At 42.0% G+C, this 12,020-nt stretch carries 13 protein-coding genes and 3 pseudogenes; 12 read left to right on the top strand and 4 right to left on the bottom strand.

Features of this window, described 5'->3' with window-relative positions:
- Positions 1–181 precede the first annotated feature (181 nt).
- The 5 genes from F6K20_RS07860 to F6K20_RS07840 all read left to right on the top strand — a co-directional run bounded on the left by F6K20_RS07860 (position 182) and on the right by F6K20_RS07840 (position 3,983).
- Positions 182–376, top strand: coding sequence for a hypothetical protein (locus tag F6K20_RS07860; RefSeq protein WP_287247761.1), 195 nt, complete (start codon positions 182–184; stop codon positions 374–376).
- Positions 377–430: 54 nt separating this feature from the next.
- Positions 431–1,591: a leucine-rich repeat domain-containing protein gene (locus tag F6K20_RS07855; RefSeq protein WP_287247759.1), complete on the top strand. Its 1,161-nt coding sequence runs from the start codon at positions 431–433 to the stop codon at positions 1,589–1,591.
- Positions 1,592–1,597: 6 nt separating this feature from the next.
- A complete protein-coding gene (locus F6K20_RS07850) occupies positions 1,598–3,247 on the top strand; it encodes a COR domain-containing protein (protein ID WP_287294326.1) in 1,650 nt (549 codons plus the stop codon).
- Positions 3,248–3,498: 251 nt separating this feature from the next.
- Positions 3,499–3,723: a hypothetical protein gene (locus tag F6K20_RS07845; RefSeq protein WP_008188571.1), complete on the top strand. Its 225-nt coding sequence runs from the start codon at positions 3,499–3,501 to the stop codon at positions 3,721–3,723.
- 125 nt (positions 3,724–3,848) lie between these two features.
- Positions 3,849–3,983, top strand: coding sequence for a hypothetical protein (locus F6K20_RS07840; protein WP_008188569.1), 135 nt, complete (start codon positions 3,849–3,851; stop codon positions 3,981–3,983).
- 90 nt (positions 3,984–4,073) lie between these two features.
- Here F6K20_RS07840 and F6K20_RS07835 read toward each other — a convergent pair whose 3' ends face one another.
- Positions 4,074–4,286, bottom strand: a complete 213-nt coding sequence (locus tag F6K20_RS07835; RefSeq protein WP_131827246.1) for a hypothetical protein — start codon at positions 4,284–4,286, stop codon at positions 4,074–4,076.
- A gap of 197 nt (positions 4,287–4,483) precedes the next feature.
- Entirely contained in the window at positions 4,484–4,759 is a 276-nt protein-coding gene (locus tag F6K20_RS07830; RefSeq protein WP_008188565.1) for a hypothetical protein, read from the bottom strand.
- 152 nt (positions 4,760–4,911) lie between these two features.
- Between F6K20_RS07830 and F6K20_RS07825 the strand changes: the two genes are divergently transcribed.
- From F6K20_RS07825 to F6K20_RS07815, 3 genes and pseudogenes are all read left to right on the top strand, one after another.
- Positions 4,912–7,008: a pentapeptide repeat-containing protein gene (locus tag F6K20_RS07825; protein ID WP_287294324.1), complete on the top strand. Its 2,097-nt coding sequence runs from the start codon at positions 4,912–4,914 to the stop codon at positions 7,006–7,008.
- Between the two features lie 200 nt (positions 7,009–7,208).
- A pseudogene (locus tag F6K20_RS07820) lies at positions 7,209–7,439 on the top strand (DUF433 domain-containing protein); the annotation flags it as partial.
- A 46-nt stretch (positions 7,440–7,485) separates the two neighbouring features.
- Entirely contained in the window at positions 7,486–7,827 is a 342-nt protein-coding gene (locus F6K20_RS07815; RefSeq protein WP_502708047.1) for a DUF5615 family PIN-like protein, read from the top strand.
- Positions 7,828–7,844: 17 nt separating this feature from the next.
- Here F6K20_RS07815 and F6K20_RS07810 read toward each other — a convergent pair whose 3' ends face one another.
- Positions 7,845–8,402: a Uma2 family endonuclease gene (locus F6K20_RS07810; RefSeq protein WP_287265960.1), complete on the bottom strand. Its 558-nt coding sequence runs from the start codon at positions 8,400–8,402 to the stop codon at positions 7,845–7,847.
- A 523-nt stretch (positions 8,403–8,925) separates the two neighbouring features.
- On the opposite strand from F6K20_RS07810, the pseudogene F6K20_RS40535 reads away from it, so the two are divergent.
- Positions 8,926–9,108: pseudogene (locus F6K20_RS40535) on the top strand (hypothetical protein).
- Positions 9,101–9,226 (top strand): annotated as a pseudogene (locus F6K20_RS07805) (plasmid stabilization system protein); the annotation flags it as partial. The pseudogenes F6K20_RS40535 and F6K20_RS07805, both read left to right, overlap by 8 nt.
- 135 nt (positions 9,227–9,361) lie before the next feature.
- Here the strand turns inward: F6K20_RS07805 and F6K20_RS07800 are convergent.
- A complete protein-coding gene (locus F6K20_RS07800; protein WP_287294323.1) occupies positions 9,362–9,484 on the bottom strand; it encodes a hypothetical protein in 123 nt (40 codons plus the stop codon).
- Positions 9,485–9,904: 420 nt separating this feature from the next.
- Here F6K20_RS07800 and F6K20_RS07795 point away from each other — a divergent pair, with 420 nt between their 5' ends.
- Positions 9,905–10,036 (top strand): hypothetical protein, encoded by a 132-nt coding sequence (locus F6K20_RS07795; RefSeq protein ID WP_287257110.1) that lies wholly within the window; start codon positions 9,905–9,907, stop codon positions 10,034–10,036.
- Positions 10,037–10,431: 395 nt separating this feature from the next.
- Positions 10,432–12,020, top strand: a 1,589-nt coding sequence (locus tag F6K20_RS07790) for a type I polyketide synthase (RefSeq protein ID WP_287294321.1), incomplete at its 3' end; no start/stop codon positions are given.

Here is a 12,020-nt window from a genome sequence, read left to right as displayed (position 1 = left end):
GTTATATGCTAAAATTTGGTATTCTTGAAAGGGTGCATCTCATTTTTGCCGTTTGGATGGTGCGTTACGGGAGGGATTATCCTAACACTACAATCATCGCTCCCCCGTCCCTAACGCACCCTACGAACTTGATAAGTATAGCAGTTTTTATTTTAATGAGGTACATAGGATTTTTTACCTCTTGCCTCTTGCCTTCCCCTCCTGGGAGGGGTTAGGGGTGGGTTCCTCTTGCCTCTTGCCTCTTGCCTCTTGCCTTTTACCTGCTCCCTGCTCCCGTCTTGATGCAGTCGCTCATGGGGGAAACCCCCAAGACCGCGCTGCATCGCTGCTCCCTACTCCCTGTTTCTTAAAAAAAATTGTACCTCACCTAATTTAAAACCGCTATAATTTATTTAAAACCGCTATAATTTCTAATTAATAAGTGATAAAAATGGCTGTACCAAAACATATTGTTTATAGAATAAGAGAAGCAAAAGAGAAGCAGCTTAAACAGTTAGATTTAAGCAGGGCTTTGGTTTCGTACGATGGTGAACAGTTAACTGAAATCCTAACTGAAGTTTTTAATTTACCACAGTTGGAAGTATTGAATTTAAGCTTTAATGACTTAACAACAGTCCCAGAATCCATTGGAAACCTAACTAACTTAACCCAGCTTAATTTAACAGGTAATAAATTAACGACAGTCCCAGAATCCATCGGAAACCTAACTAACTTAACCCAATTTAATGTAACAGGTAATAAATTAACAACAGTCCCAGAATCCATCGGAAACCTAACTAACTTAACCCAGCTTAATTTAAAATATAATAAATTAACAACAGTCCCAGAATCCATCGGAAACCTAACTAACTTAACCCAGTTAGATTTTGGTAAAAATCAATTAATAACAGTCCCAAAATCTATCACTAAACTTACCAAATTAACCCAGCTTGATTTAAGCGATAATCAATTAACAACAGTTCCAGAATCCATCGGAAAGCTAACTAACTTAACCCAGCTTGATTTGGGCAGTAATAAATTAATAACAGTCCCAAAGTCAATCAGTAGGCTTACCAAATTAAACCAGCTTAATTTAAGCGATAATCAATTAACAACAGTCCCAGAATCCATCGGAAACCTATCTAGGTTAACCGAGCTTAATTTAAGCGATAATAAATTAACAACAGTCCCAGAATCCCTCACCAAGCTTACCAACTTAAACCTGCTTGATTTAAGCGATAATAAATTAACAACAGTCCCAGAATCCCTCACCAAGCTTACCAACTTAACCGAGCTTGATTTAAGCGATAATAAATTAAAAACAGTCCCAGACTCCATCACCAAGCTTACCAAATTAACCCAGCTTGATTTAAGCGGAAATCCCCTTGAAACTCCACCAATAGAAATTGCAGAAGATGGTATTGAAGCAATCAGAGCTTATTTCCGACAACTGCTGAAAGAAGGAAAAGATTATATCTATGAAGCAAAACTCCTGATTGTCGGTGAACCAGGTGCTGGAAAAACAACACTAGCCAAAAAGATAGAAAACCCAGACTATCAACTACAGAAAAACGAAAAATCTACAGAAGGAATTGACATTATCCAATGGTAATTTCCACTGGATAACGGTCGAGAATTTCGGGTTAATATCTGGGACTTTGGGGGACAAGAAATTTATCACGCCACCCATCAATTCTTCCTGACCAAACGTTCCCTTTACACCCTAGTAGCAGATACCAGGAAAGAAGACACAGACTTCCACTACTGGCTTAAGATAGTAGAACTCTTAAGCGACAACAGTCCTCTCTTAATTATCAAGAACGAGAAACAAGATCGTCATAGAGAAATAAACGAGCGCGCCTTACGGGGACAGTTTACCAATCTGAAAAAAACCCTAGCAACCAACCTAGCGACTAACCGAGGTTTAGAGGATATTCTTACCCAAATTAAATTTGATATTAGCAACCTCCCCCACATCAAGGAAGCAGCTTTACCTAGAACATGGAAACAAGTCCGAGAAGCTTTAGAAGAAGATAGCCGTAATCACATCAGTCTGGAGGAATATCTAAGGATCTGCTCAAAAAATGGGTTTACTTTATACAAGGATAAATTACAGTTAAGCGGGTACCTACACGATCTGGGAGTGTGTTTGCATTTTCAAGATGACCCTCTGTTAAAGAAAACGGTGATTCTCAAACCGGAATGGGGTACTGATGCTGTATATAAAGTGCTGGATAACGATGACGTTAGTCGCAATCTAGGTTGCTTTAACCGCGCTGATTTAGAAAAAATTTGGTCGGAAGAAAAATATGCTTATATGCAGGATGAACTGCTACAATTGATGATCAAGTTTCAACTTTGCTATCTAATCCCTGGGAGGAAAGATAGCTACATCGCGCCACAACTACTAACGTTAAATCAACCTAAGTATGATTGGGATGAATCTGACAATCTAATTCTCCGCTATACCTATGAATTCATGCCGAAAGGTATTATTACTCGGTTTATTGTAGTAATGCATAAGTGGATTTACCAGCAGCAATATGTGTGGAAAAGTGGTGTTATTTTAAACAAAGATAACACCAAAGCAGAAGTAATTGAATATTACGAACAGCGAGAAATTCAAATTAGAGTTACTGGTAGACATAAACGAGACTTGTTGACTACTGTTATTTACCAACTAGATCAGATCCATGATTCTTATAACCGATTGAGGTGTAGTAAGTTAATCCCCTGTAATTGTTCTACTTGTAAAAACAGTCAAAATCCTCATTTCTATGAATTTGATAAATTAAGAGAGCGGATTGCTTATGGTGAGCATACGGATAAATGTGATATTCCTCCCTATAATACAGTTAAGGTATTAAGTTTAATTGATGATGTGATAGATTTAAAGAAGTTCACAAAAGATGAACAACCAGATATAGATCGACAGCTAAACAAAGCTGCTAGTTCTATTAATATTAATATTGAAGCGACAGGTAGTAAAACTATGTCTGAAAAAAGCGAAATCAAGGTTGGGGACGGAAGTACGGTCATAGGAGCAGCAGGTAGAGATTCTAACAACAAGAATTTAGAAGTTACCTTGAATGAGTCACCCACAGAGAAGAAATGGAATCTCTCCAATAAACTTGCTCTGATGAGCATAATAGCGACCTTATTTGTAGGATTAGGGGCATGGCTGTTTAGCGGACTTCTTAATGACAAGGTAATAGAATGGTTTAGTCCAGATCCAGCAACACAACAAGAGCAACTAGATGAATCCTAGGGTGGGCAGTGTCTAGCAAGGGGCTTTTTAAGAGGATATATATTCAGCACTGCCCAGCCTACATAAGCTAGATGAATCGTAAGGTGGGCAGTGTCTAGCAAGGGGCTTTTTAAGGTGATCCCTATTCAGCACTGCCCACCCTGACAATTTCTCCTAAAATTACCTCCCCAAAAAAAATTTTTCAAAACCCTTGAAAAATTAAACTATAATCATTACAATAATCATTATAAACGTAATTGAGTTTTTTAGTCATGTCTACAGACTTTATTCCGAATCAAGACAATAATGCTGATGATTCTAAGCCGAAGAAAAAACGTATTAAGTATATTAAGGGTTCTCCTGAAGCAGTAACTAATACTATTTACGGCCTTTATGTACTGGGGTATGCAGATGTTTCCGAGTGGAGCCCTTTGCAGCCGACGGGTATTCCAGGGGAAGTAATTAGTTTTGCAACCAAGTATCGGACTTGGCGTTAATAGGTTAAATTTCTGGGGGGGTTTCCCCCCCCGGTCAAAGGATCCGATTTGTTCGCGTAGGATCACATGCGGATTGATTCGGAAACTGATAGATATGACATAGGGTTTACAGCAGTGAAATAGCCGTGGATAGTATTTCTACGGCTATTTTTTTTGGTTTTAATTTAATGGAATTGGGAAGTGCGATCGCGCCCCGCGTGGCCAACGGCCAATCCGATCAGATTCCGATTGGGGCTACACCGATGGTGGGCAGTGCCTAGCAACGGGCTTTGTCAGCTGATCTGATCTGTATCAAGCACTGCCCACCCTACATGAACTATTTATATATAGTGCAACTTATTATCTTAGCACTATTGATAACTACTATCCTGCCCCGGGTCTTTAGACCGGAGAGTGTCAACATAGACTTGTCTTAAATTTGTCAGATGATAGTCGTGTTTTAAGATTGAGCTGTCACGAACGTTGTACTTAATCTCTTCTAGGAAGAGCAGTTCAACCACGGACGGAGCCAATTCGGGGTTGTCCATGGCAGTTTCAAACAGCCAGTTGGTGTCGCGGCTCAAAAAGAAGTCCAACATAGTAATTTAGTAATCAGTAAGATGCACCTGTGTGATCAGCTGTGCGGGTATACACAGCTGCTAATGGTTTATCTCATATTTGTAAAAAATCCGGAAAGAATGTGCTGGATATACGAAGATGGCAAAGAAACTGGGAAATAGCTGGAGCCTCTAAACTTAGCTTATTCTTGAACAAGTTTTAATTAGCGATGGGCTTGAATTGGGATGATTGGTTTTTGCCAAAGAGTGCGATCGCGTAGCGTGGCCGTAGGCCAATCGCGTTTGAATTGGGATATTGGTTCTGGTGCGATCGCGTTTGAATTGGAATGTTGGTTCTTGGTACTGGTGCGTTCGCGTAGCGTGGCCGTAGGCCAATCGCACTGCTGGTAACAGTGTTCTAGTTCAGATGAACCTAACTGAATACCTGCGTTCGCGTAGCGTGGCCGTAGGCCAATCGCCTTTGGCTGTGCGTAGCGCATCCCAGGGGTGGGACGGTAACAGGGTTACAAGAAAACCTATGTGACCAAGTAAATTTATTCCTACGTAAGTATTTCCGGAATCCTGATTCATCGACTGTAGTTTACATCGAGGAGCGATTCGGCCTTCATTCAACTATATATAATTATCGCTAATGAAAGCTAAAAAAGTTCTGAGACGATATGCAGCAGGACAACGGGATTTCCAAGGGGTAAATCTTAGAGGTCAATCGTTTCAGGAGAAAGACCTTTCAGGAGCAGATTTTAGTTACGCTGATATTCGAGGAACAAATTTTAAGAATGCTATTCTAAAGGAAACTCAGTTCTGTAAGGCAAAGGCTGGATTACAAAAACGGCAGGTAATTGTTCTTCTGTTGGTTTCCTGGATAACGTCAGGACTATCAGGAATTATTTCTTTATTGGGTGGGGTGTTAATAACGTCAATATTTGTGTCTAGCAAGGTAGAGGTACAAATTTTCGGCTGGATAGCACTGGTTGTAATAATTGTCTTATTTTTTGTTATCCTTCGTCAAGGCATCGGAGGAGCCGTAGCTTTCGCCGTAGCCTTAGCCGTAGCTTTAGCCGTAGCTTTAGCCGTAGCCGTAGCCGTAGCCAAAGCTGTAGGCGTAGCCTTAGCCGAAGCCGCAGCCGGAGCCTTAGCCGAAGCCGTAGCCGTAGCCTTTGCCGTAGCTGTAGCCTTAGCCGTAGCCTTCGCTGTGGCCGTAGCCGTAGCCGAAGCCTTAGCCTTAGCCGTAGCCGTAGCCGTAGCCGTAGCCTTAGCCGTAGCCTTAGCCGAAGCCTTAGCCGAAGCCGTAGCCGTAGCCGTAGCCTTAGCCGGAGCCTTCGCCTTCGTTTTACTTGGCACTTACCTGGGCTGGCGTGCTCTAAAGGGGGACCCCAGAGATGCCTGGATTCGCACTATTGCTATTGCTTTTGCTGCCACAGGAGGAACAAGTTTTTACAAGGCTAACTTAACCGATGCTGATTTTACGGGAGCTATTCTTAAAAGTACAGATTTAAGAGAGGCTAATCTTACTCGTACTTGTTGGAAAAATACTATTAAGCTTGACCGAGCTAGACCTGGTAATACTATCTTAGCTGATACGGCTGTTAGAAAATTATTGGTTAGTGGTAATGGTTACAATAAGTCTTATGTTAATGGTAATCTTAGAGGTACAAATTTAAAAGGGGCTAATTTAAATAAGGCTAATTTAAAACTGGCTGATCTTAGCGAAGCAACTTTAGAGGATGCTAATTTAGAATGGGCTAATTTAACTAAAGCTAATTGCGTTGGTACTGATTTTACCCATGCTTATCTTACGGGAGCTTGTTTAGAAGCGTGGAATATTGATTCAACAACTACCTTAACTAAGGTTGATTGTCGGTTTTTATTTTTACTAGAGAATCCCAATGATATGGGAAGTCGAGAGCGTCGTCCCCATGACTTTAATCGGGTTTTTGAACCAGGGGATTTTGACAAGCTTTATAAGCAGATTACGAATACGGTGCAGATTCTTCTGCGTAATGGGGTTAATCCAGAAGCATTTCGTCAAGCCTTTCAAAAATTAATGGCGGAAAATCATGAAATTACTGGTGATTCGATTCAAGGAATTGAGAGGAAGGGAAATGATGTTTTACTTACTTTGGAAGTTCCAGAATCAATAGATAAGGGTAAGGTTGAGAGACAATTTTTGGAAAGTTATGATAATGCTAGGTTGGAAGATGCTAAAATAATTGCTTTTCTAGAGGGTAAAGATGAGGCTAACACTCGCTATGTTCATAACTTCAAGGATGTTATAGACGCTTTGATCAGTAACCAGTCATCCAATTCTATAGTCAAAGTTATAAATAAAGCTGAAGCGGAGAATAATATGTCAGATAATTCACGTAATTTTAATATAGACCAAAGGCACGCTATTAATGCTAATGCTCCGGTCGCGACCGGCGACAACGCTACACAAAATATTGAGAATAATAATGCGACACCAGAGCAAAAACAAAGCCTAGCCGAAGCAGCAGCTGAAATCCAGCAACTTCTGGAGCAACTATCCCAAACTAATCCCACTACAACGAGCAAAGAAAAGATGATAGTTGTCAGTGAAGTTGTTGACCAAATTGAGAATAACCCAAACCTAAAAGCCAAGGTGATCAATGCTCTGAAAGCTGGAGGAGTGGAAGCTTTCAAGGAAGCCCTAGACCATCCTTTAGTTAACATTTTGGTAGCTACCATTGAGGGATGGGGGGAGGCTTAGGGGTAAGCTATCAGTTATCAGCTATCAGTTATCAGCTATCAGCTATCAGCTATCAGCCATTCGCGTAGCGTGGCCCAAAGGCCAAGGCCAAGGCCAACAGCTGACGGCTGACCGCTGACCGCTGACCGCACCTCAAGTAGCGCATATCCTTACATATGTAAGTAAAATGGAGACAAACAAAGCAACTTTTAGACACCCTCATGAATTCAAAAACTAGCTTGATCGCTCGCATTACTCAAACCCCTGGTCAGTGTGGTGGTCGTCCCTGCATTCGAGGGATGCGAATTCGAGTTACCGATATTTTAGAAATGTTGGCTGAAAATGTTAGTGTTACTGAAATTTTAGAAGATTTCCCCGATTTGGAACTCGCAGATATTCAAGCTTGTCTACTTTTTGCTGCACGACGCACTGATTTTCCCAGACTGACAGCATTAGGTGCGCTTTCCGTTGGCGAATTAAATTCGCCACGGGTCGCACCTGAAGATTTGGATTGATGCTCAATTGCCTCCAACATTAGCAAATTGGCTGTCAACCACTTTTGGCTTAGAGGCTTTTGCTCTGCGAGACTTGGATCTTCGAGATGCTCATGATATCGAGATATTTGAAGCTGCACGATCTCAAAACGCTGTTATTATGACCAAAGATAGTGACTTCATCGATTTAGTATGTCGTTTGGGAACACCTCCTCAAATTTTGTGGCTAACCTGTGGTAACGTCACAAACCGCAACTTACGGCAATTACTAAGCGCTACTTTGCCTGATGCTTTAGAACAGTTGCAGCAAGGAGAAATGATTGTGGAAATAACCAATACTCCCTAAATTAAGATTGATACGGTCTACCCTAGAGTTAACCACCCAAAAACTTCCTCAACTGTTAGTTCTAACTCTACTCCATTGAGAATCGGTAACGTAGACGTTGCTGAAAGAATTTCCAATCGTTGAGTCTGATCGATCACGATAATACTTTCTTCTTCCGGATCAATTAACCATCCTAGTTCAGTTCCGTGACGCAAACAGTGGATCAGGTTGCTCAGGACTTTGGTTTGTCTTTGGTCTGGGGAAAGAATTTCGATTGCCCAATCTGGAGATATTTCAAAGCGGTTGGCAATTTTGCCAGTTGGTTCAATGGGGATGTTTTCCCAACGAAAGACTGTGATGTCGGGAATAATTGATTGACCCCCAAAGGTACAGCGCAATTCGGGAAAAGCCTTGGCAATTTTGTTGGGATTAGCGACTCGATTGATAGCTTGACACAATTCAATCTGAAGCAGACTATGTTGGCCTTGTGCCATGGGCTTAATCACGATTTCCCCATTAATAAATTCTGATCGGGGTTTGGTTTCTGGGAGTTTGAGGAACTCCTCTAAGGTTAGGGGTGGAGTGGCAGTGGTCATATATAGCGGTTTTGAATTAGGTGAGGTACTTTTTTTTAGGGAGCAGGGAGCAGGCAAGAGGCAAGAGGCAAGAGGCAATAAGTAAAAAATTATGTGTACCTCGTAGCTATGAAAAACGCTATAGTTTCTATGTTTATTGAGATGGTGGGTTACATTATAGTAACGTACCCTAAAAGATGGCTAGGGTGGGCAGTGCCTAGCAACGGGCTTTGTAAGGTTATCTGTATTAAGCACTGCCCACCCTAGGTGAACTACCTCCCGTTAATTAGCTGACGGCTGTTCGCACCTCAAGCAGCGTGGCCATTCGCGTAGCGTGGCCAACGGCCAAGGCCAAGCGTGAGCCTTTGGCTCACGGCTGATAGCTGTTCGCGCAGCACCTCAAGTAGCGCATATGCTTACATACAACCTAGAGGGGCGCTTGTCGCCCCTCTAGGAATAAATTAGATTAAATTAGAGTAAAATAAGATTTTTTTTGACAAAAGAGGAAAAAATTATAACAAGTAACTTCAATCAAATTTTATAAATGATTGACGCTCTTTATTTAGATGAACAGAACGATTTAATTAATATTGTTAGACATAGACAAATTGAACAAAGAAGAGAAGAAATCACTGTTAATATTACTAAAGCTCACCAATAATATCAACAAGGTAACGTTTTTCGGGGTACAGTTGATGATGTTATCGCCGAATTAAACAATGACTAATTTAATTTTAACTTCATCATTTAAACGAGCTTTTAAGGCAATCATTAAACGTGAACCGAATTTAAAGCCAAAAATTGAAGCAAAATTAAGATTACTGGCTGATAATCAGCATAATCCTAATAGCTATTAAAAATGCTATAGTTTCTATATTTATTGAGAGCGTTACATTATATTAACGTACCCTACTGGACTCCTGAGATCTGGCACCATTGTGATTAATCCGATGGTGGGCAGTGGCTACCAACGGGCTTGGTCAGCTAATCTGATCTGTATCAACCACTGCCCACCCTACATCAACTCCCCATCTCCCCATCTCCCCATCTCCCCATCTCCCCATCTCCCCAAACCCCCGCCCCCTGGTAACTTTTACTACCATTGCCGAAAAATTATAAAGTTTTGTAAATAGCTGCGTAACTTCTCTGAGTGACCCAGACAAATAAATAGAACAACTTGGTACAATAAGTTGAATCTCATACCCCTTCTCTAAAATGGATACAACAAAAGATTGTCGGGTCATTGGTAATGGAGACTAGGTAAAATTACCGCTATTATCACTTATCACTTACCAATTACCAAAAGGCAGTAAAAGGGAGGAGGTCAAAGTTGCATAACAGATCAACTATGTACCATCAGAGCAAGCTTAAAGCCATGAGGGGGCTAGAGTTTTAGTACAAATGTTCTGCATAAGTGACATGCTCCCCAGTAAAACGTTGTTGCAGGCTGACAGGATAATTCATATCCAAACCAAACCAAACATTATTGTAGTCACCCTGAAAAAAATACCAGAGTTAGGCAAATGACCCAATCTATTACTATTACTAAAGACGAGATTCAAGCTTGCTTAATTAATCAGTTAGCTGAGCGCCTGGAAATGGAACCGGCTGATATTGATATTAATGATAATTTTGATAACTATAACTTAGATTAAGGCCAGGCTTTAATTTTGCTGAGACGGTTATAAAAGTTGCTTGGACGTTAATTTAATCCAGTCTTAATTTTAAACTATCCAATAGTTAAAAAAAATGCTCAGGGTTTAGTTCAATATTCATAGCTTGCTAAAAAAATGTAAGCATAAAAATTTGTAAAAAGTATCATTAAAAAATGCTGTTGAATCTAGCTATAATACTTGTTATTGATTTAGAGCCTAGAGTTACAGCAATGGGATGCTATCCAATAACGTTACTGGTGACTATTAAACACTAAAAATAAATTGACTAATCAATGTAAGCTATTAGCTATCAGCTAATGGGTGTAGGGCATATGCTTACTAAGCAATAACACTCAATCTCAAGACTATGATGTTGTCATTAAAGGGTTTTTAACATGGAACCAATTGCAATAATTGGCATCGGGTGTCGTTTTCCTGGTGCCGAAAATCCAGAGGCTTTTTGGCAACTATTATGTGATGGAGTCGATGCCATTACTGAAATCCCCAAAACCCGTTGGGATCTCGATGACCTCTATGATTCTGACCCAGATACTCCTGGCAAAATGAACTCTCGCTACGGGGGCTTTTTGCCCCAAGTAGACCAGTTTGACCCCCACTTCTTCGGCATCTCCCCCCAAGAAGCCACTGCCATGGACCCCCAACAACGGCTATTGCTAGAGGTGGCTTGGGAAGCCCTGGAAGATGCAGGACAGGTGCGAGACCACTTGGCTGGCTCCCGAACTGGAGTATTTGTGGGAATTTCCAACAATGATTACAGCTACACTCATCCAGAGTATTCCACTCAGCCCCAAGGATACGATCTGACCGGTAATGCCTTGAATATTGCCGCTGGTCGCCTTTCCTATTTATTCGACTTTAAAGGCCCTGCGATCGCAATCGACACCGCCTGCTCTTCCTCAATGGTTGCAGTTCACCTGGCCTGTCAGAGTCTTTGGACTCGAGAGTCTACCTTGGCTTTGGCTGGGGGTGTGAATATTATCCTGTCACCCATTGGTCACATTGCCCTAAGTAAGCTAAAAGCCCTGTCTCCCGATGGTCGCTGCAAAGCCTTTGATGCCAAAGCCAATGGCTACGTTCGCAGTGAAGGAGCAGGTTGCATTGTCCTCAAGCCCCTATCCCAGGCATTAGCTGATAATGACCCGATTTACGCCACTATCCGAGGCAGTGCGGTTAACCACGATGGTCGTAGCAAGGGACTGACGGTTCCCGATGGTTCAGCTCAAGAAGAACTGATCGCTCAAGCCTTAGACAATGCTGGCGTAGCACCCTCGGAAATTAGCTACATTGAAGCCCATGGTACTGGCACACCCCTGGGAGATCCCATGGAAATGATCGCCCTCGCTTCCGTGCTTGCCACTGATCGTCAGGAGGGAAACTATTGTGCTGTCGGAGCAGTTAAAACCAATATTGGCCATTTGGAAGCTGCTGCTGGCATTGCTAGTTTAATCAAAGTTGCCTTATCCCTCAAACATCAACAACTACCCCCCAGCTTGCACTTTGAAGACCCTAACCCCGATATTCCCTTCGATACTCTACCGCTACGGGTTCAGCAGACTCTAAGTCCTTGGCCTGAGGAGTTTGGTTTAGCCAAGGCTGGGGTCAGTTCCTTTGGGTTTGCCGGTACTAACGCCCATGTGATCTTAGAACAAGCTCCTGAATCCTCCCAAGTCCCGGATCAGACAAGACCCCTCAAGCCACCCTACTTACTACCGCTCTCAGCCCATAGTCCAGAAGCGGTCAAATCCCTGGCTCAGGCTTATCAAGACTGGTTAGCCACTAGAGATATCGACCCTACCTTATTAGAGGACATTTGCTACACCGCTAGTGTCCGGCGCACTAACCATCAACACCGCTTAGCTGTGGTAGTTAACTCCCCTGAAGACGCGAAGGAGCGCCTGCAAGATTTACTCCAAGACCCCTCAGATGTTGACCTAGCTGGTGGTAGTGAACCGGGCAACCGCCA

The organism is Moorena sp. SIO2C4 (genome assembly GCF_010672485.1).
Lineage (GTDB): Bacteria > Cyanobacteriota > Cyanobacteriia > Cyanobacteriales > Coleofasciculaceae > Moorena > Moorena producens.
Note: the sequence above shows the minus strand (reverse complement) of the source record. Positions and strands in the feature narration are given on the sequence as shown.